This window comes from Micromonospora sp. NPDC003776 (genome assembly GCF_053605645.1).
This window is the reverse complement of the sequence record NZ_JBSGJR010000025.1, coordinates 1-19,693: the sequence shown is the minus strand read 5'-3', so window position 1 is coordinate 19,693 and position 19,693 is coordinate 1. Positions and strand designations below refer to the sequence as shown.

General features: G+C 68.9%; 21 protein-coding genes and 1 pseudogene. 10 read left to right on the top strand and 12 right to left on the bottom strand.

The genetic code is table 11. From position 1 onward, the window contains the following. Nucleotides 1-219: 219 nt before the first annotated feature. Both ACWEVO_RS04520 and ACWEVO_RS04515 read right to left on the bottom strand, forming a co-directional pair. The gene (locus tag ACWEVO_RS04520; RefSeq protein WP_452306175.1) at nt 220-1,710 is read right to left on the bottom strand and encodes a CoA-acylating methylmalonate-semialdehyde dehydrogenase; all 1,491 of its coding nucleotides are present in this window, start codon (nt 1,708-1,710) and stop codon (nt 220-222) included. Further along, on the bottom strand, nt 1,707-3,011 hold the full coding sequence (locus ACWEVO_RS04515) for an aspartate aminotransferase family protein (protein WP_452306174.1): 1,305 nt from the start codon (nt 3,009-3,011) through the stop codon (nt 1,707-1,709). Before ACWEVO_RS04515 ends, ACWEVO_RS04520 begins: the two co-directional genes overlap by 4 nt. A 130-nt stretch (nt 3,012-3,141) precedes the next feature. Here ACWEVO_RS04515 and ACWEVO_RS04510 point away from each other — a divergent pair, with 130 nt between their 5' ends. The 6 genes from ACWEVO_RS04510 to ACWEVO_RS04485 all read left to right on the top strand — a co-directional run bounded on the left by ACWEVO_RS04510 (nt 3,142) and on the right by ACWEVO_RS04485 (nt 10,087). Further along, a complete protein-coding gene (locus ACWEVO_RS04510) occupies nt 3,142-4,743 on the top strand; it encodes a PucR family transcriptional regulator (RefSeq protein ID WP_452306173.1) in 1,602 nt (533 codons plus the stop codon). Between the two features lie 226 nt (nt 4,744-4,969). Beyond that, on the top strand, nt 4,970-6,529 hold the full coding sequence (locus ACWEVO_RS04505) for an NCS1 family nucleobase:cation symporter-1 (protein ID WP_452306172.1): 1,560 nt from the start codon (nt 4,970-4,972) through the stop codon (nt 6,527-6,529). Then, nucleotides 6,526-7,368, top strand: coding sequence for a nitrilase-related carbon-nitrogen hydrolase (locus ACWEVO_RS04500; RefSeq protein ID WP_452306171.1), 843 nt, complete (start codon nt 6,526-6,528; stop codon nt 7,366-7,368). The genes ACWEVO_RS04505 and ACWEVO_RS04500 overlap by 4 nt, the downstream gene beginning before the upstream one ends. After that, nucleotides 7,365-8,768: a dihydropyrimidinase gene (hydA, locus tag ACWEVO_RS04495; protein ID WP_452306170.1), complete on the top strand. Its 1,404-nt coding sequence runs from the start codon at nt 7,365-7,367 to the stop codon at nt 8,766-8,768. The genes ACWEVO_RS04500 and hydA overlap by 4 nt, the downstream gene beginning before the upstream one ends. A 13-nt stretch (nt 8,769-8,781) precedes the next feature. Further along, nucleotides 8,782-9,774 carry a TIGR03842 family LLM class F420-dependent oxidoreductase gene (locus ACWEVO_RS04490; RefSeq protein ID WP_452306169.1) on the top strand — a complete coding sequence of 331 codons (993 nt, stop codon included), beginning with the start codon at nt 8,782-8,784 and terminating at the stop codon, nt 9,772-9,774. Between the two features lie 160 nt (nt 9,775-9,934). Continuing rightward, on the top strand, nt 9,935-10,087 hold the full coding sequence (locus ACWEVO_RS04485; RefSeq protein WP_452306168.1) for a hypothetical protein: 153 nt from the start codon (nt 9,935-9,937) through the stop codon (nt 10,085-10,087). A gap of 48 nt (nt 10,088-10,135) precedes the next feature. On the opposite strand, the gene ACWEVO_RS04480 is transcribed toward ACWEVO_RS04485, so the two are convergent. Together ACWEVO_RS04480 and ACWEVO_RS04475 are read right to left on the bottom strand one after the other, a co-directional pair. Then, nucleotides 10,136-11,410 (bottom strand): alkaline phosphatase family protein, encoded by a 1,275-nt coding sequence (locus ACWEVO_RS04480; protein WP_452306167.1) that lies wholly within the window; start codon nt 11,408-11,410, stop codon nt 10,136-10,138. A 148-nt stretch (nt 11,411-11,558) separates the two neighbouring features. Next, entirely contained in the window at nt 11,559-11,849 is a 291-nt protein-coding gene (locus ACWEVO_RS04475; protein WP_452306166.1) for a GrpB family protein, read from the bottom strand. Between the two features lie 114 nt (nt 11,850-11,963). Between ACWEVO_RS04475 and ACWEVO_RS04470 the strand changes: the two genes are divergently transcribed. From ACWEVO_RS04470 to ACWEVO_RS04455, 4 genes and pseudogenes are all read left to right on the top strand, one after another. After that, on the top strand, nt 11,964-12,569 hold the full coding sequence (locus tag ACWEVO_RS04470) for a hypothetical protein (protein WP_452306165.1): 606 nt from the start codon (nt 11,964-11,966) through the stop codon (nt 12,567-12,569). Nucleotides 12,570-12,647: 78 nt separating this feature from the next. Further along, entirely contained in the window at nt 12,648-12,935 is a 288-nt protein-coding gene (locus tag ACWEVO_RS04465; protein ID WP_452306164.1) for a hypothetical protein, read from the top strand. A gap of 39 nt (nt 12,936-12,974) precedes the next feature. Beyond that, nucleotides 12,975-13,157 (top strand): annotated as a pseudogene (locus ACWEVO_RS04460) (PKD domain-containing protein); the annotation flags it as partial. A gap of 45 nt (nt 13,158-13,202) precedes the next feature. Further along, a complete protein-coding gene (locus tag ACWEVO_RS04455; protein ID WP_452306181.1) occupies nt 13,203-13,658 on the top strand; it encodes a lamin tail domain-containing protein in 456 nt (151 codons plus the stop codon). Between the two features lie 264 nt (nt 13,659-13,922). Here ACWEVO_RS04455 and ACWEVO_RS04450 read toward each other — a convergent pair whose 3' ends face one another. The 8 genes from ACWEVO_RS04450 to ACWEVO_RS04415 all read right to left on the bottom strand — a co-directional run. After that, entirely contained in the window at nt 13,923-14,117 is a 195-nt protein-coding gene (locus ACWEVO_RS04450) for a DDE-type integrase/transposase/recombinase (RefSeq protein ID WP_452306163.1), read from the bottom strand. A 60-nt stretch (nt 14,118-14,177) separates the two neighbouring features. Continuing rightward, nucleotides 14,178-14,366: an IS3 family transposase gene (locus ACWEVO_RS04445; protein ID WP_452306162.1), complete on the bottom strand. Its 189-nt coding sequence runs from the start codon at nt 14,364-14,366 to the stop codon at nt 14,178-14,180. Nucleotides 14,367-14,439: 73 nt separating this feature from the next. Next, the gene (locus ACWEVO_RS04440; RefSeq protein WP_452306161.1) at nt 14,440-14,790 is read right to left on the bottom strand and encodes a hypothetical protein; all 351 of its coding nucleotides are present in this window, start codon (nt 14,788-14,790) and stop codon (nt 14,440-14,442) included. 183 nt (nt 14,791-14,973) lie between these two features. After that, a complete protein-coding gene (locus ACWEVO_RS04435) occupies nt 14,974-15,438 on the bottom strand; it encodes a hypothetical protein (protein ID WP_452306160.1) in 465 nt (154 codons plus the stop codon). A gap of 112 nt (nt 15,439-15,550) precedes the next feature. Then, nucleotides 15,551-16,386, bottom strand: a protein-coding gene (locus ACWEVO_RS04430) for an IS5 family transposase (RefSeq protein ID WP_452306159.1) whose coding sequence is annotated in 2 segments (ribosomal slippage) — nt 15,551-15,954 and nt 15,954-16,386 — 837 coding nt in all. Because the reading frame shifts where the segments join, the coding sequence is not laid out codon by codon here. Between the two features lie 304 nt (nt 16,387-16,690). Then, complete coding sequence (locus tag ACWEVO_RS04425; protein WP_452306158.1) at nt 16,691-17,032, bottom strand: hypothetical protein; 342 nt, start codon at nt 17,030-17,032, stop codon at nt 16,691-16,693. A 127-nt stretch (nt 17,033-17,159) separates the two neighbouring features. Beyond that, nucleotides 17,160-19,163, bottom strand: coding sequence for an N-acetylmuramoyl-L-alanine amidase (locus tag ACWEVO_RS04420; protein WP_452306157.1), 2,004 nt, complete (start codon nt 19,161-19,163; stop codon nt 17,160-17,162). 194 nt (nt 19,164-19,357) lie between these two features. Further along, on the bottom strand, nt 19,358-19,693 hold a 336-nt coding region (locus tag ACWEVO_RS04415; RefSeq protein WP_452306156.1), incomplete at its 5' end, for an ATP-binding cassette domain-containing protein.

Below are 19,693 nucleotides of genomic sequence, written 5' to 3'. Positions count from 1 at the left end.
GCTGTTGTCGGTGGTGGCCGCGTACCAGGCGACGACGGACTGGCATCTGCGACGGCCCGCCGACCCGCCCGCCGCAGGCAGGACGCGCGCCGAAGCACCTGCCGAGGTGCTTCGGTTGACGGCCAATCAGATCGCCGAACTCACCCAGAGACCGAGCGGAGGGCGGAGGCTCTTCCGCCCTCCGTTCGTTTCACACGGCCGAGCGTCACTCCCCAATCCTCAGCTGTTCTGCGGGAAGCCGAGGTTCACTCCACCGTGGGAGGGGTCGAGCCAGCGGCTGGTGACCACCTTGGATCTGACGAAGAAGTTCACTCCCTCCGGCCCGTACGCGTGCGCGTCACCGAACAGAGAGTCCTTCCACCCGCCGAAGGAGTAGTAGGAAACCGGGACCGGGATCGGGACGTTCACTCCGACCATGCCGATCTCGATCTCGTTCTGGTAGCGCCGGGCTGCGCCGCCGTCGTTGGTGAAGATGGCGGTGCCGTTGCCGTAGCGGTTGCTGTTGACCACCTCGACGGCGTCGTCGTAGCTGGGTACGCGCAGCACCGAGAGCACCGGTCCGAAGATCTCATCGGTGTAGAGGGACATGTCGGTGTCGACGTGATCGAAGAGGGTCGGCCCGAGCCAGAAGCCGGCTCGCTCACCGTCGATCGGGTGGCTTCGCCCGTCGACGACCAGCTCTGCGCCCGCGGCCCGTCCAGCGTCCAGGTACGACACCACCCGGTCGCGGTGGGCGCCGGTGACCAGCGGCCCCATCTCGCAGCCCGGCCGACGGCCGTCGCCGACCTGGAGCGCGGCGATTCGCTCGCTGATCTTGCCGACCAGCGCGTCGCCGACCGGGTCGACGGCCACGACGACGGAGATGGCCATGCAGCGTTCGCCGCCCGAGCCGAAGCCGGCCGAGACGGCGGCGTCGGCGGCGAGGTCGAGGTCGGCGTCGGGCAGTACGACCATGTGGTTCTTCGCGCCGCCGAGCGCCTGCACACGCTTGCCGTTGCGGGTGCCGGTCTCGTAGACGTAGCGGGCGATCGGGGTGGAGCCGACGAAGGAGATCGCCTTCACCGCCGGGTGTTCGAGAATGCGGTCGACTGCCTCCTTGTCGCCGTGCACGACGTTGAACACTCCGTCCGGTAGCCCGGCCTCGGCGAAGAGCTCGGCGAGGAAGTTCGCCGCGGACGGGTCCTTCTCGCTCGGCTTGAGGACCACGCTGTTGCCGCACGCGATCGCGTTCGGCGCGAACCACAGCGGCACCATGGCGGGGAAGTTGAACGGGGTGATCACGCCGACAACGCCGAGCGGCTGCCGGATGGAGTACACGTCGACCTGGGTGGAGGCGTTTTCGCTGAACCCGCCCTTGAGCATCTGCGGGATGCCGCAGGCGAACTCCACGTTCTCCAGCCCGCGTTGGATCTCCCCCGCGGCATCGGACAGCACCTTGCCGTGCTCGGCGGTGATGATCTTGGCCAGTTCGGGCCGGCGGGCGTTCAGCAGCTCCCGGAAGGCGAACATCACGTTCGACCGCTGGGCGAGGGAAGCCGTACGCCAGCGGGTGAAGGCTTCACCGGCGGCGGCGACGGCGTGGTCGACGACCGCGGCGGTCGCGAAGTCGACGTGCCCTGCGATCTGTCCGGTGGCGGGGTCGTAGATGTCGCCGGCGCGTTCGGCGACGCCGTTCCACGATTTGCCGCCGATCCAGTGGGTGGTCCTCATCGCTGCTGCGCCTCCTTGGCCACGGCCTCGATCGACTGGGTGAGGATCTCGAGCGCCTCGTCCGCCTCGGCCCGGGTCAGCGTCATCGGTGGTGCCAGGCGGATGACGTTGCCGTACAAGCCGCCCTTGCCGACGAGCAGTCCACGTTCCCGGGCTTCCTCCAGCAGTGCGGCGGCGGCCGCCGGGTGGGGCGTGCCGTCGGGTCCGACGAGTTCCAGCGCGATCATCAGGCCCTTGCCGCGGACGTCGCCGACCACGGGATGCGCCTGCGCGACCGCACGGAGGCCGTCGAGCAGGCGGGCACCCAGGTCTGCGGCGTTGGCCTGAAGGTCGTGTTCCAGGAGATAGTTGAGCGAGGCCAGAGCGCCGGCGGTGGCGAGCGGGTTGCCGCCGAAGGTGGAGATCGAGTTGGCGCCGAGGCAGTCCATGAGGTCCGCCCGGGCGATGACGCCGCCGATCGCCAGACCGTTGCCCAGGCCTTTGGCGAAGGTGATCGCGTCGGGTACGACGCCGTGCGCCTGGATGCCCCAGAAGTGCTCGCCGGTGCGGCCCCAGCCGGTCTGCACCTCGTCGGAGACGAGGAGGATCCCGTACTCGTCGAGCACTTTCTTGAACTCGCCGAACAGCCCGTCTGGTGGGGTGGCGAAGCCGCCGACGCCCTGGATCGGTTCGACGATCATGCACGCGACGTCACCTGCGGTCGTCGTCTCGATGATCTCGCGCAGGTCGGTGACGCAGGCGCGGACGTAGTCCGCGTCGGACAGGTCCCGGAAGGGGCTGCGGTAGCGGTAGCCGCCGTGCACCCAGCTCACCTTGACGGGGCTGAGCGCGCTGGCCGACCAGCCACGGATGCCGGTGATGCCGACGGTGGCGAACGCGCGGCCGTGGTAGGAGTTGCGCAGGGCGAGCACCTGCTCGCTGCGCCGGCGCTGGGTGGCGAGCATCAGCGCGGTCTCGTTCGCCTCGGTGCCCGAGTTGGTGAAGAACACCTTGGCGTCCGGGATGCCGGAGAGCTGCGCGATCTTCTCCGCGAGCTCGACCTGCGACTGGATCAGGTAGAGCGTGGAGGAGTGCAGCACGCCGGTGTCGATCTGCGACCGGACCGCGTCGCTGATCTCGGCCACGTCGTAGCCGATCGCGTTGGTGAGGATGCCGGCGAAGAAGTCGAGGTAGGTGCGCCCCTCCCGGTCGGTCACCCGGCGACCGGACGCGCTGGCGAACTCGATCGGCTGTTCGTAGTACAGCGCCAGCCACTTCGGCATCACGGACCGGTGTCTGGTCAGCAGCTCGCGGTGCGCCATCGCGTCCTCCGTATCTCCGCCGGTAGGCCGAGTGTGGCGGCATTCGTTGTCCAACCGCTATGTGCAACCTGTACCGCTCTGCGACCGCTGCCATTACGTTGTGTGCAATCCCGGTAGTAGGGAGGTCGCGGTGTATCCCTCCGTCGCAGAAGCCGTCGCGCTGCCGGTGATCCGGCGCGCGAGACCGCAGGTGGTGGCCGGGTCGGCCGGGATGCAGGGCCGGGTCCGCTGGGTCCACGTGGCGGAGGTCGCCGACATCGCGCACCTGCTCCACGGTGGGGAACTGGTGCTGACCACCGGCATCGCGCTGCCGGATGAGCCGGCGGCGCTCACGGGCTACGTGGAGGACCTGGCCGCGGTCCACGCGGCGGGACTGGTCATTGAGTTGGTCCGCCGGTGGAACGATCACGTACCCGAGGCGCTCGTGACAGCGGCCGACCGGCACCGGCTCCCCCTGATCACGCTCGCGGAGGAGACGCGGTTCGTGTCCGTCACCGAGGCGGTGGTCGCGCTGATCGTCGACGCCCAGCTCGCCGAGCTGCGGGCCGCCGAGCAGGTGCACGAGACGTTCACCTCGCTCACCGTGGCCGGCGCCGAGCCGGCCGAGGTGCTGCGCGAGGTGGCCAGGATCTCCGGGCTGCCGGTCGTGCTGGAGACGCTGGGGCACGAGGTGCTCGCGTACGACGCGGCTGGGCATGATCCCACCGAGCTGCTCGCGGACTGGAGTCAGCGGTCCCGGTCCGTGGCAGTGCCCGAGCGAACGGCCTACGACGAGGAGGCCGGCTGGTTGGTCACGGTGGTCGGTGCGCAGGGCGCCGACTGGGGACGCCTGGTGCTGCTCTCACCGGGCCCTCCGCCGCACCGGCACATGGTGGTCGCGGAGCGGGCCGCGTCGGCGCTGGCGGTACATCGGCTCGTGGCACGTGATCGGGAGAGTCTGGAGCGGCAGACCCATCGGATGTTGCTCGCGCAACTGCTCGGTCAGGCCGTACCGCCGCCGGATCTGGCCGCCCGGGCGGCCGCGCTGGGCGTCGGCCTCGAACGGCGGCAGCTCGTCGGGGTGGCGATCCGGCCCGGGCACATGACGCCACGCGCGCCCGCGCTGGCCACCCAGGAGGTGCTGCGCGACCTCGCCGAGGTGACCGCGTCGGCCGCACGGCGGGTGTCAGTGCCCGCCCTGGTGGGCGTCGTGGACGACACGAGCGTACGGGCGCTGTTGTCGCTGCCCGCCCACGCCAGGGTCGACGCGGTCCTACGTCGGCTGGCCGAGGAGGTGCACCGCTCGACAGCCGGGCCGGTGCTGGTGGCGGTCGGCACCACCGTGTCACACGCCGCTGAGGTGCGCCGCAGCCTCGGCGAGGCCGCCCACGTCGCGGCGGCGGCCCTGCGCACCCCCGGCGCGCAGCTCTACCACAAGCTGGACAACGTGCGCCTGCGCGGCCTGTTGCACCTGTTGCGGGAGGACGAACGGGTCCAGGCGTTCGCCGACCGGGAGTTGGGCCCGCTGCTGGCGCGGGACGCCCACCAGCGCAGCCGGCTGGTGGAGCTGCTGCGCTGCTACTGCGAGCAGGGCGGGAACAAGTCGGCGGCGGCCGCCGCGGCGCACCTGTCGCGTACGGCCTACTACCAGCAGCTGTCGCGGATCGCGCAGGTGCTCGGGGTGTCGCTGGAGGACCCGGAGTCGGTGCTGTCGTTGTACGTCGCGCTCCTGGTGCACGAACTCGACGCGTAGGCCCCTCGCAGCGCTAATCCACCCACCGTGCTGATTGACAGGTCGGTGCGGGCATGCCGTGGACAGAGTGTGCCCCGATCAAGGCAAGCGTGGACACTTTGCCGCTGCCCGTGGCGGGCTCGCGACACCCACCATTCCCAGATAAAGATCGCGCTGAACCGCCCACCAGGAGCGCGTGAGCCGGGTTGGTCGGCCAGTGTTGCGGCACCGTAACAGGAGGTGACCGATGACCGTCGAACCCCTGCCCCCGGCCGAAGCCACCGCGGTCGAACCCGGCACGCAGATCACTCATCCGGACGGCCGAGTCGAGTTGCGCGACTTCTCCACGATCGCCGACAGCCGCTACTTCAACGAGGAGCTCGCCCCGGTACCGATCGAGAAGCGCACCTGGAACACGTACAACTTCGCGGCGCTGTGGATCGGCATGGCGCACAACATCCCCACCTACCTGCTCGCCGCCGGGCTCATCCAGCTCGGTATGAACTGGGTGCAGGCGTTCCTCACGATCACGCTGGGCAACCTGCTCGTTCTGATCCCGATGCTGTTGAACAGCCACGCGGGCACCAAGTACGGCATTCCGTTCCCGGTCTTCGCCCGCGCGTTCTACGGCGTTCGCGGCGCCAACCTCGCGGCTCTGCTGCGCGCGTTCATCGCGTGCGGCTGGTTCGGCATCCAGACCTGGATCGGTGGTGAGGCGATCTACGCGATCGCCGGAAAACTGCTGGGCTCCTGGTGGGTCGATGCGGCGCAGATCATGGACCACCCGTGGACCCTGTGGGCGTCGTTCTTCCTGTTCTGGGCGATCGAGATGGCGATCATCTGGCGGGGCATGGACACCCTGCGACGCTTCGAGAACTGGGCGGCGCCGTTCGTCATCGTGGTCGCCGTCGCCCTGCTGATCTGGGTGCTGGTCCAGGCGGGCGGGCTCGGCCCGATCCTGTCCGAGCCGTCGAAGCTGGGCTGGGGCGCCGACTTCTGGAAGCTGTTCGCGCCGTCACTGATGGGGATGATCGCCTTCTGGGCGACTCTCTCGCTGAACATCCCCGACTTCACGCGATTCGGTGGCAGCCAGCGACAGCAGGTCTACGGGCAGGTTCTCGGCCTACCGACCACGATGTCGTTCTTCGCCATCCTGTCGATCATGATTACCTCGGGCACGGCCGTCATCTACGGCGAGGCGATCTGGGACCCCATCCAGCTCGCGGCCAAGTTCGAGAACCCGCTGGTCGTCGCGCTCGGCCTGTTCACCGTCGTGGTGGCGACGCTGTCGGTGAACGTCGCGGCGAACACGGTCAGCCCGGCGTACGACTTCTCCAACGCCGCGCCGCGACTGATCAGCTTCCGCACCGGAGGGTTGATCACCGGCGTGCTCGGCATCCTGATCCAGCCCTGGCGCCTGGTGCAGGACCCCAACATCTACATCTTCGTCTGGCTCGGCTTCTACGGTGGCCTGCTCGGCGCGGTCGCCGGCGTGCTCATCGCCGGATACTGGATCCGCAGCCGCACCCGGCTGCTGTTGCCGGCCCTCTACCGGCCCGAGGGCAGGTACTGGTTCTCCGGCGGCTGGAACTGGGCCGGCGTTGTCGCCTCCGTCGTCGGCGCGATCCTCGCGGTCGGCGGCGCCTACTCCGCACCCGGCAAGGGGCCGTTCCCGTCCGACGGGCTCATCCCCTTCCTCAAGCCGCTCTACGACTACAGCTGGGTGGTCGGGCTGATCGCCGGGTTCCTCGTCTACCTCGCGCTGTCGACGCCGCGCGCCAGCCACGCAAAGGGGGAGAAGGTATGAGCAACATCGTCCGAGCCGGGCTGGTGCAGCAAAAGTGGACCGGCGACAAGGATTCCATGATCGCGAACGCGGTCGACGCCATCCGCAGCGCCGCGTCGCAGGGCGCACAGGTCGTCTGCCTGCAGGAGCTGTTCTACGGCCCGTACTTCTGCCAGATCCAGGACGCGGACTACTACTCGTACACCGAGGCGATCCCCGACGGGCCGACGACCGCGCTGATGCGTGAGATCGCCGAGCAGCACGGTGTGGTGCTGATCGTGCCGATGTACGAGCAGGAACAACCAGGCGTCTACTACAACACGGCGGCGGTGATCGACGCCGACGGCACCTACCTCGGCAAGCACCGCAAAAACCACATCCCGCAGGTGAAGGGGTTCTGGGAGAAGTTCTACTTCCGGCCGGGCAACCTCGGCTATCCGGTGTTCGACACCGCGGTGGGCCGCATCGGCGTCTACATCTGCTACGAGCGGCACTTCCCCGAAGGCTGGCGGGCGCTGGGGCTGGCCGGCGCGAAGATCGTCTTCAACCCCTCCGCCACAAGCCGGGGCCTGTCGGAGTACCTCTGGCGCCTCGAACAGCCGGCCGCCGCGGTCGCCAACGAATACTACGTCGGCACGATCAACCGGGTCGGCGTGGAACCGTTGGGCGACAACGACTTCTACGGCCAGTCCTACTTCGTGGACCCGCGGGGCCAACTAGTCGGCGACGCCGCTTCGGACACCGAAGAAGAGCTGGTCATCCGCGATCTCGACATGGACAGGCTGGCCGAGGTGCGCGACCTGTGGGCGTTCTACCGCGACCGCCGGCCGGAGACCTACGAATCGCTGGTGACGCCGTGAGCATCGTCATCCGCAACGGAACAGTCGTCAACGCCACCGGCGAGTACCCGGCCGACGTGCTGGTGGAGGGCGAGCGGATCGCCGCGCTCGCCGCGCCGGACTCGGGCCTGGCCCAGCAGTGGGCGTCCGGCGCCGAGCGAGTGATCGACGCCGCCGGGAAGTACGTGGTGCCGGGCGGCATCGACGGCCACACCCACATGGAGATGCCGTTCGGGGGCACCTTCTCGGCCGACACCTTCGAGAGCGGAACGACCGCGGCGGCCTGGGGCGGCACGACCACGATCATCGACTTCGCCGTGCAGGGCAAGGGAACGTCGCTGCTGTCCGCGCTGGACAAGTGGCACAGCAAGGCCGACGGCAACTGCGCGATCGACTACGGGTTCCACATGATCGTCTCGGACGTCAACGACACGTCGCTCAAGGAGATGGAGGCCTGCATCGACGCGGGCGTGAACACCTTCAAGATGTTCATGGCCTACCCGGGTGTCTTCTACGCCACGGACGGGGAGATCCTGCGGGCGATGCAGAAGGCCCGGGACACCGGATCGATGGTCATGATGCACGCCGAGAACGGCATCGCCATCGACCAGCTCGTCCTGCAGGCACTGGCGAGTGGGCAGACCGACCCGGTACAGCACGGGCTGACCCGGCCGCCCGAGCTGGAGGGCGAGGCGACCTCCCGGGCGATCACCCTGGCGAAGGTCACCGGCGCACCGCTGTACATCGTGCACTTGTCCGCCGCGCACGCCCTCGACGCGGTCACCCAGGCCCGCGACACCGGGCAGAACGTGTTCGCCGAGACCTGCCCGCAGTATCTGTTCCTGTCGCTTGACGACCTGGCCAGGCCTGACTTCGAGGGCGCGAAGTACGTCGCCTCTCCTCCACTGCGACCCAAGGAGCACCAGGCGGAACTGTGGCGGGGCCTGCGCACCAACGACCTGTCGCTGGTGTCCACCGACCACTGCCCCTTCTGCTTCAAGGACCAGAAGGAGCTGGGCCGGGGAGACTTTTCGAAGATCCCCAACGGGATGCCGGGCGTCGAGCACCGGATGGACCTGCTCTACCAGGGCGTCGTGAGGGGCGAGATCACCCTGCCGCGCTGGGTCGAGATCAGCTCGACCACGCCCGCCCGGATGTTCGGCCTCTATCCACGCAAGGGCGTCATCGCCCCGGGCGCGGACGCGGACATCACGGTGTACGACCCGACGGCCGAGCAGACCATCTCCGCCGGCAGCCACCACATGAACGTGGACTACTCCGCGTACGAGGGCATGCGGCTGACCGGGAAGGTCTCCACCGTGTTGTCCCGCGGCCGGATCGTCGTCGACGACAACGCCTTCCACGGCGCTGCCGGGCACGGCACGTTCCTGAAGCGCGACCTCAGCCAGTATCTGGTGTGACGAGGAGTTGACCGTGGACTTCGGTGTCGTACTGCAGACCGACCCGCCCGCTCGCGACGTCGTGGCGGGCCTCGCCGCCGCCGAGGACAACGGGTTCCGCTACGGGTGGACGTTCGACTCCTGCGTGCTGTGGCAGGAGCCGTTCGTCATCTACTCGCAGGTCCTCGCCGCGACCAAGCACCTGATCGTCGGACCGATGGTGACCAACCCGAGCACCCGCGACTGGTCGGTCACCGCGTCACTCTTCGCCACCCTCAATGACATGTTCGGCAACCGGACCGTCTGCGGGATCGGCCGCGGCGACTCGGCCCGCCGGGTCATCGGCCAAGCGCCGGCGAGCCTGGCCACCCTCAGAAGCGCCATGCGCGTGATCAAGGAGCTGGCCGAGGGACGCGACGTCGAACACCACGGCACGCCGGTGCGCATCCCGTGGGTGCGCGACGGCAAGCTGGAGATCTGGATGGCCGCCTACGGCCCGAAGGCGCTGCGGCTGGTCGGCGAGCAGGCCGACGGCTTCATCCTGCAGACCGCCGACCCGGACATCGCCCGCTGGACGATCGGCACGGTACGCGACGCGGCCAGCGCCGCCGGCCGGGATCCGGACTCGATCACGATGTGCGTGGCCGCCCCCGCCTACGTGGGTACGAACCTCGTCCACCAACGGGATCAGCTGCGCTGGTTCGGCGGCATGGTCGGCAACCACGTGGCCGACCTGGTCGCCCGCTACGGCGACTCCGGCGTGGTGCCGAAGGTGCTGACCGACTACATCACCGGCCGCGAGGGCTACGACTACTCACACCACGGTCGCGCCGGCAATCCGTCCACCGACTTCGTTCCCGACGCCATCGTCGACCGATTCTGCCTGCTCGGCCCCGAGTCGGCCCATGTCGACCGGCTGCAGGAACTCAAGGAGATCGGGGTCCACAACTTCGCCCTCTACCTGATGCACGACGACAAGGAGAAGACCCTCACCGCGTACGGCAAGAACGTGATCACGCACGTCTAGTGCGCCGCGCACGGCACGAGCGGATCACTCCAAGGGGTGCAGCTGCTGGTGGATCGGGACCTCGAGGCCGGTGAGGGGACGACCCGAGCCTCCTCAGGCCTGGGCGATGATCTCGGCGGCCGATCGCCACGGCCGTCTCCTGCGGCGTCCGCGCGCCGAGGTGATCCGCACAGCCGGGGAGCACTTCACCCGCCGGCAGCTGTCCCTCGTCCAAGCCGCCGGCTTCCAGATCGAGGAGGCCGAACGGCTCAAGGCCGGCACGGTGGAGCGCATCCGCGCCCGCAAACCGGTCCCGCCGGAGACGGGCGCGTGAACATCGGCGGATGTCGTCGCTGGCTTGGACGTCCGCCGCTTTGCCGCGTCACCCGACGCGCCAACCCTGGGTCCGCGCCAGCGCGGCGAGTTGTTTCCAGTCCTCATAGTCGACGTACTCGCCGGTTGGGCACGGCATGCTGACGGCCTCGGGGACATCCCACCGTGGCGCGGTGAGGTCGGGCTCCCGGGTGAAGTCCAGCGCCTCGGCCAGGTTGTTCGCCGCCGAGTCACGCACGGTCAGCGGAGGCAGTCCCCACCGCCACTCGATCATCTTGAGCGCGGACGTGTGGTCGTACACGGTGTGCGAGACGTAGCCGCGTCGGGCCCGCGGCGAGATGAGCAGGCAGGGGGTGCGAAAGCCGCGCAGCCCGGTGCCGAGGTCAGGCCGTGCGTCGGGGGCGGTCTCGGGAGCCACGTGGTCGAAGAAGCCGCCCCACTCGTCGTAGTTGATCACCAGGGCGGTACGGGGCCACAGTGGCCCCGAGCTGACCGCCTCGTACACCTGGTTGAGGAAGTACTGACCGGCGCGGATGTCGGCGTGCGGGTGGTCATCGGCCGACGTCCCGCTCCCCTCATCGAGGAACTTCGGGTCGAGAAAGGAGACGGCGGGCAGCGCGCCGGCCGTCGCGTCCGCCAGGAACTGCGGATAGCTGCGGGAGATTGGCAGGTACTTGGTGCCGTACAGGGCCAGGAAGGGCAGGTCGTAGTAGTAGTAGGCGTGGGAGACGCCGGCATCGGCGAGGCGGTCCCAGATGGTGGGCATGGACGCGATGTCGGTCGAATTGTGGGTGCGGTCGGTCTGCGCGCTGTGCTGGTAGAAGCGGTTCGGGTAGGTCTCGGCCATCGTCGCGGAGAAGTAGCGGTCGAACGCCGTCCAGTAGCGCGCCGCCTTTCCGAAGAACTTCAGGTCCGAGGCCGTGTAGTAGCCGATCGCGTACTCGTCGTTCGCGCCGGAGCGCAACCAGCCGTCGCACCGGCCAGCGTTGAGCTGAACCCGCCCGCCCTCGTACGAGTGGTCGGGGTCCGGGTGATCGCACCCCTGGTAGTCGTTGAGGTGGTAGGTGCGGTGTCGTACGCCGGCGCGATCGAGGTAGGTCAACCCGGCCTGCTTGCCGTCGGCACCGGGCAACCAGCCGAGGTAGTGGTCGAACGACCGGTTCTCCATCATGACGACCACGATGTGATCGATGCCGCTGCTCGCCGGTTCGGGAAGCGGTGCCGCCGCCGACGCTGACAGGCTGCGCCCGAGGGCCGTTGCGCCCGCCACCCCGGCGGCTCCCGCGAGGAGGCGCCGGCGGTTGACCTTGGGGGACGAGCTCATCGGATGCCTCCGGAACGTCGTGGTTGCATGCGCCGAGCGCACGGAGAAGTTGGGGACAACCTCGGCCGGTTCTCCATCCTCGACGAACACTCGCCGATCCGCATCCGGAGCAGGTCGGCGAGGACGGACGGGGCGGTGACGATTACGGCTACTGTTCGGCTGCGGCCGGGCGAAGTCCCGCTCGCCGGAGGATCTCGATGATCGGGGCGGCTTTCTGCGCTTTGTACGCGGACATGGACCAAGGACTGTCAGCGGCGGCGTGCCGTTTCTCGGCCTCGTAGAAGTCCCGGCCGTCCGGGTGTGTGCGCAACCAGTCGCGGAAGATCAGGTGCCGCAGATGTTCGTCGCAATCCGGCCCGAACACATGCAGGTTCACCGTGTGGCCGGTATGACGGCGCCAGCCCGGGCATCGCGAGGCACGTCTGTGCCCCCAGTTCACTCGCGCGTGGCCTCAAGTTCCGGCAGTCACTACCTCGATCCAGGGGTCGGGGCGGGATACTCCCTCCGACCGCCGACCGGTCCAGCACGCCTACTCCCGAAAGGTCTCTTGTCGATGAAACTCAGTTTGCGCGCGCTCGCGGGGTCAGCGGCCGTCGCGATCGCGCTGGCAACGATCAGTTCGCCCCCCGCTGCGCACGCCGCCAGCACGGTCCCGTCTCAGGGATCACCGACGCAGCTCGACGTCGGCAACTGGAACGTCGAGTGGTTCGGCGCGCCGGACTTCGGCCCGACCGACGAGGCGCTGCAGCAGCAGAACGTCCGCGACGTTATGGCGGGCGCCGACATGGACGTGTGGGGCCTCTCCGAAGTTGTCAGCACCTCGGCGTTCAACTCGCTCGTCGCTGGTATGCCCGGTTACACCGGTGTTGTGGCGAACGATCCGATCGTGACGATCGGGGCGCAGTACTACTCCGACTTCAGCAACACGGAGCAGAAGGTCGCGCTCGTCTGGCGCAGCAGTATGGCCACCCTCGTGAGCGCGAAGGTCATCCTGCCCGAGCAGAACAGCAACTTCGCCGGCCGCCCGCCCGTGGAGTTCAAGCTGCGCGGCACCTTCGACGGCGTGACCCGTGACCTCGTCTTCATCGTCCTGCACGCGAAGTCCGGGTCCACCCAGGACGCCTGGAACCTGCGCAGCCCCGCGTCGCAGGCTCTTTAGTCATACCTCGACACGACCTACCCGACGCAGGACGTCTTCGTCATCGGAGACTGGAACGACGACGTCGAAACGTCCATCGTGCCCGGGAAGGCGTCGCCGTACGCGAACTTCGTTAACGACACGGCGCGCTACGGCTTCCCGACGCGCGCCCTGTCGCTGGCTGGGGTGTCGTCGACGGCGGGCTACCCGGACTTCATCGACCACCAGCTCAACACCAATGAGGTCATGGCGAAGTACGTCGCGGGGTCGGCCAAGGCCTTCCAGCCGCAGGCATATGTGCCGAACTACACCTCTACCACCAGCGATCACTACCCGGTCCTGGCTCGCTACGACTTCGTCACCGGCGGCGCGGGCGGCGGGAACTAGTCGCCCACGGCGGCGTTCACGCACTCTTGCACTGACCTCACGTGCAGCTTCACCGACGGCAGCAGCGACGCCGACGGCACGATCGCGAGTCGCAGCTGGAACTTCGGCAACGGCCAGACCTCCACCGCGACCAACCCGACCGTCAGCTACGGATCGGCAGGCACATACGCGGTGTCACTGACCGTGACCGACAACGGCGGTGCCACCAACACCACCACCCGCAACGTCACCGTCACAACGGGCGGCGGAGGCGGTCCCGCCAACGTCATCATCAACGAGGTGCTTGCGAACGAGCCGGGCAGCGACACCGCCGGCGAGGCCGTCGAGATCGTGAACACCGGCGGCACCGCGATCAGCATCGCGGGCTGGACGGTCCGCGACGGTACGGGAGTGCGGCACACCTTCGCGGCCGGGACGACGTTGCAGCCCGGCAAGGCGATCACCGTGTTCGGCGGAGCCTCCAGCATCCCCGGCGGCATCGTGGCGGTGGCGGCAAGCACCGGTGGCCTCAACCTGTCCAACAACGGTGACTCGGTGAGCCTGCGGGACTCGGCTGGAGCGACGATTCAGTCGATGAGCTACTCCTCGAGCCTGTCAAACTCGGACGGCGTGTCCGCCAATCGCAGCCCCGACCTCAACGCAACTGGAGCCTGGGTCAAGCACAACACGATCAGTTCACTCTCCCGGTCGCTCGGCCAGCGCGCCGACGGAACGGTGTACTGACGGCGTCGAGCGTTGACCACGCCGGGGATCGTTGGCGCTGCCTCGCGTCGCGGTCCCCGGCGCAGCCGGCGCGGCCTTATGACAATGCGTGAGCAGCGTTGGGCCGCTGGGCGCCTGCATGTGGCGGATGACCGGGCTCTCAGGGGTGAAAAGCCACTCTGGCGGTACAGCAGTTCAGTCTTGATGCTGGCGAAGAACCACTCGGCGACGACTCCCAGCACTGCCCGCGCCGGCCCAGCGACAGCCAAACGCCGCGCCGCCTGGTCAGACGGGCGTGCTGGGCGCTGGTACATTGCCGTGATCGGAGTGGAAGATCAGCCCCGATGGTGGCCGCCGGCGGCGGATAGCGCCGGTGAGGGCGGCGTCGACCAGGTCGGTGCGGAGATGGTCGGCGGTGGCCCAGCCGACGACACGGCGGGAGGTCATGTCGATGACGGTGGCGGAAGCCAGCCTTCCCACCTGTCGATGTAGGTGATGTCGCCGCACCAGCGTGCGTCGATCGCTGCCGCGTCGCCGAAGTCACGGCGACCAGGCCGGGACGCGCTTCGGCCGCCGGGTCCGGGACGGTGGTGGTGCGCCACCGGCGCGGGCCCTACCGACGATCCCGGCGGTGTGCATCAACCGGGCGACGCGCTCACGGCCGTGCCGTAGCCCGGCCGCGGCCAACTCGACGTGCACCCGCGCCGCCCCGTAGTTGCCCTTCGACATTGCCGGCCGTCCACGACGGCTGGTGTGCCAGTCATCCGCTTCTAGCCGAGACGCGTGGACTGGCACGAGGGCGTCATGGCGGGTTCGACTCCGGAGCACTACGAGCACAGGTGGCGCCGTTGAAGGAGGTTTCGCTGCGGTCCGTTACAGCGCCGTCCGTCACGGCGAAGCGGATCACGAGTGGGCCCCGACGTCCGAGCGCCCACACGGTGAGCGCGAAGCAGTAGAGCGCCGTTCCCGTGATCGTGACCGCTGTCCAGCCGCCCGCGGACCAGAGGGCGGTGGCTGCGGCGGAGCCGATCGCAGCGCCGATGAAGTTGCCGGTGGCTAGCGCCGTGTTGAGCCGGCTGCGGGCCACGTGGGAGAGGGCGAACAGCCGCGCACGGTTGAGGAGGGCCTGCGTCTGCAGGGCGACATCGATCATGATGATGGCGATGACGTGAAGTACGACGGAGTGGCCGGCGAACGCCGCGACGACGAAGGCGCCGAGGGCCAGTACCCAGGCCGTGCCGGTGGCCGGAAGCGACCACGCTCGCTCTGCACCATGTGATCGCGCCCCAGACCGCTAGATCTCTAGTCCGCTGAACGGACCAGCGTGCAGGGCTGGTCAGTTGTCGGCAGCCCAGAAACGGACCCGGAATCGTTCGGCATCCATGATGGGGATGGGGTGGCCCGGTTGGGCTTCGATCCGACGCAGTTCGGCGCGGCCGGTGACACTGACCTGGGCGTGGTAGCGGCCCGGCGGCCCAAGGGCCAGGATCGGGCTGGCTTGGAACTCCAACATGCCGGAGACGTGCACGGTGCCGTCGCTCAGTGCCAGGGTCACCTGCTGCTGCGCGTCCACGTCCTGGCCGTCGTCGGGTGGGGCGGCGGCCCACGACTCGAGCACGACCCGGGCCCAGTGATAGGAATCCGACGCGCTCATCAGGTACAGGATGTCATCGCCGGCGGAGCAGAGCGGCACCTCGCCGGAGTAGGGGTCATCCAAAAAATCGGCGGCCGCACCGGCCACGATAATGAAGCCGTGCTCTGGCGGTAGCAGGGCCTCGACGCTGCCCAGTGGTTCAGTCATCGCCCCTCGCAGTGGTTGCGGGGCCGGACGAACGCCCGGCCCCGCAACCATAGGTGTCTCGTCAGTAGTGGATCTGGACCGAGCCGGACGTCATGGCCGTCCGGCGACTTGATCAGGTCCAGATAAAGGTGCGCTTTGCCTGCCGTCGGGCTGGTCGGCCGCGAGTGATGCGGCGGGTCATGCCGGCGATGGCGGCCCATCTGACGATGCCTTCGGAGATTTCAGGGTGGCGTTCGTAGTCGCGGGCGAGCCGGCGGCAGGCGGTGAGCCATGCGAGGGTCCGCTCCACGACCCACCTGCGCGGGTGCACGGCGAAGCCCCGCTGGTCAGCGGGCTTCCGCACGATCTCCAGCGTGATCTTCAAGGTGTCGCGGGTCCAGTCGACGAGACGACCCGCGAAGCCCTGGTCGGCGAAGACGTGCCGGATCGGGGTTGCCAGATAAGCGCTGAGCAGGGCGGTCTTCGCGCCGTCGCGGTCCTGCCACGACGCGGCCATCACCGCCACCGTGATCAACACCCGGCGGTATCGGTGATGATGAACCGTTTCCTGCCGTTGACCTTCTTACCCGCGTCGTAGCCATGCGTCTGCTGCCCGACGGTGTCGGCGCCCTTCACCGACTGCGAGTCGATGATCCCCGCCGACGGCTCCGGATTCCGCCCGGCCTGCACCCGCGCCTTGACCCGCAGCGCGGCCAGCAGGTTCTCGGTCACACCGGCGTCTTCCCAGCGCACGAAGTACCAGTACACCGTCTGCCACGGCGGCAGATCTGCCGGCAGGTACCGCCACGGACGCCCCGAGCGGACCACGTACAAGATCGCGTTGACGATCTCCCGACGAGGGTGCTTCTCCCGCCGCCCGTCCGTGCTGGGCTCCGGCAACAACCCTTCGATCAACGCCCACTGGGCATCGGTCAGGTCCGACGGGTAACCACGACGAGGCGACGACACCCAGACACCCTGCCCGCCCCGGCGACCACCGTCACGCCGCCACACCGTCCACACTCAACCTTGTCAAACACGCACTTAGCTGGCTGACCCGCGCAGGCGTTCTTGCAGGCGGCGCGCTGCTTGCGTTGACCTATGGCGCTGCGTGGCTCAAGTTGGCGTTCACCGCACGCGGTTCAACGCCTCGTTCCTAGCTCACCGCACGCGAGAGCGCCCGCATCCCTTGGCCATGTCACTGATCGGCGGCAACCGCAACGACGTCATCGAAATGCTCCCGCTGATCGACAAGACCTGCCCGTACGCACGGTCACGCACCGGTTGGATCAGTCATAGAGCCGTCCGCCGGTCCTCGCTGGCTCCCCGAACGCCGAAAATACATTGACGTCGGTTGAGGATACCTCGCACAACGAGCACTGCTGACCGACGCCGAGCGACAACCGGCAACGGCTGCCCGCACGTCAAGTGGGCCCGGGTCGGTGGAGTCGACGGCGACGAAGACGAACTCGGGGAAAATGTCGTGCGCGACGCCGTAGTACACGGAAGCCATCGGGTCCCAGCGCATGAACTCCGGCCACGCCCCGTCGAAGTCGTCGTTCAGCTGCGGCGCGAGGTCGGCACAGTCCACCAAGCTCACGATGTCGATAGCCATGGCCGGAAAGGCAGAGCGTCAGGCCGGCAACCGCACGTCGTTTTCGGCTCGACCGCGTCTGGAGTTGGAGGCGGCCGGCGTGGGCCCCCGCTCGACGCGGAGCGGGGGTCCACCTCAGCCGAGCGGGTCAGCTGGGTGCGCCGACCGCCGAGGGCTGGATCAGCACGTCGTCCTTGTTGACGAACATGATCCGGTGGCCGAACTGGATCTGGACGTACGTCGTCTTGCCGCGGATCACCGTCCAGTCAGCCGGGAAAGTTCCGGCGAAGGTGTAGGCCTTGTAGAACTCGCTCTGCGACACGCCGCCGACCGCGTACCGCTGCCCTGCGGAAAGCGTGTACTGCAGCGGGGTGATCGTCTGATACGGCGCGCCGGCCGGGTAGGCGGCCTCCTCCGGGTAGGCCCGGCCGTAGACCGGGATGGTCGCCCTGCCCGGTTTGGGGGTCACCACGAAGCCGGTCGCCCACTTCGCCGCCGGGGCGGAGGCCGGGTTATGGAACCACGCCTTCTGGCCGAGGTACCAGATGGCCGTCCAGTCGCCCTGCCGGTCCGCGATGGCGTACGTCTGCCCGGCGGACGCCCGGGCAGCGTGGTCTGATGTCTCCATGGTGGACGGTGAGCCGTCCGGGTGCAGGCCGATGTCGGTGACCAGCGGCGCGTCCTGGCTCGGTGCGCTGTGCAGGATCACCGAGGACGAGCCGCGCAGCGGGCAGGGCTCGCTGGTCGGGTTGTCATTCTCGTCCAAGGTGCAGCCCCAGAAGGCGGGGCGGTTGCTGGCGAAGTCCGGGTCCATGGTGACCAGCCCGGTCCGTGGTGTGCCGGTGCCTCGGAACGGCGCCTTGAGTAGGTCGAAGTAGTGCGACCAGTCCCAGTACGGGCCCGGGTCCCAGTGCATGCCGCGGACGGTCGACGGCACGGTACCGGGCACGTTGTCGTGGCCGATGATGTGCTGCCGGTCCAGCGGGATGTCGAACCGCTTCGCGAGGTACCTCACCAGCTTCGCCGAGTTGCGATACAGGGCCTCGGTGAACCAGGTGCCCTGCCGGGCGAAGCCCTCGTGCTCGATGCCGATGGACTTGCTGTTGATGTACCAGTTTCCGGCCTGCCAGGCGACGTCCTTGGTCCGGACGTGCTGGGCGGTGTGGCCGTCGCTGGAGCGCATCGTGTAGTGCCAGCTCACATACGCCGGGTCCTGCACCAGTTCCAGCGTCCGGGCGTAGGTCTCCTCGGTGTCGTGGATGACGATGTACTCGATCTTCTGCCGGGCTGGCCGGTCGGAGAGATCGTGGTTGCCGTAGTTCTCCGGGTCCGTCCCGTCACCCAGCAACTGGTACGGCGCCGGGATCCACTCGCAGGCCAGCTCAGCCGGGCACTCCACGCCGCCGGCCCGGGCCACCTTGCGCAGGCCGAGCTTGTCGAGCCAGGACGTCTGCGGCGCCACGGCGCGGGCGGCGAGCATCACCGGCTGGCCGTCGTCGGTGGTGCGGGCCGCGCCGGTCCGGATCGTGGCGTACACCTCGTCGGCGAAGCTTGCCGCCGAGTCGGTGCTGTCGGAGCCGGAATAGCGGGCCACCGCGCCGTACCAGGCGCCCGGATCGGTACGGGCTCCCACGGGGGCGCCGATCGCCTTCTGGTACGTGGCCAGCAGTGCGGCGCCGCCGCGGATGTTGGCCCTCGGGTCGGACCGGAGCGCCTCCTTCCCGCTGCCAGTGACCCTCGCGGCGGAGTCCAGGGTCTGCAGCCCCTTCTCGGCGGGTGGACCGGCTGCGGGTCGCGCGAGGTGGACTGGGGCTCGGGAGTCGTCGCCGCGCGGGTCCTCCGCCGGACCGTAGTGGCCGGGTTCGCCCAGGCTTTCGACGTACGCAGCGTCGGTGAGGTGCATCGGGCCGTACCCGGCGCTGGCGCTCGGGGTGCCGGCGTTGGTGTCCCAGCGGGATTCCAGGTAGGAGACGGCGAGCAGGACGGACTCGGGGACGCCGTACTCGGCGGCGGCCGCCGCGTACTGCTGCTGTCGGTTGGCGGGCGCGGGGCTCGCGGCGGGCGCGGGGCTGACCGGCGCGAGGGTCGCGGCGCCGACCAGCGCGGTGCTCAGCAGGACCCGCCTGCCGATGGGCACTCGTGATCGGGGCATGGGACCTCCGTTCAGGGGGTTGCTCAGTGGCCACCCTCGCCCCGAGCGGCTGCGGTGTCAATAGATGCCGATGAACTGCCTCCGGGTGCAGGAAGTCTTCAGATGGCTAATCCACGTGGGGCGGTGCCGGCCGTGGGTGAGCTCCGCCTGCCTATCCTGACGGTCCGCCTGACGGTCGGCGTCTGAGCGGGCGTCTACATTCGCAGCTGGGTGGCGCGGGCGTACGTGTCGGCCTGGTCCTCGTCCTCGGTGAGGTCGACGTCCTCGACGATCCGCCCGTCGCCGAGCCGGATCAGCCGGTCGCAGCGCGCGGCGATGGCCCGTTCGTGGGTGGCGAGCAGGATCGTCATGCCGTGCCGGTCGCGCAGGTCGAGCAGCAGGTCGAGGACCTGCGCGCCGGTGGTGGAGTCGAGGTTGCCGGTCGGCTCGTCGGCCAGCAGCAGCCGGGGTGCGCCCATCAGCGCGCGGGCGATCGCCACCCGCAGCTTCTGGCCGCCGGAGAGCTGGGCGGGCAGCGCCCGTTCCCGGCC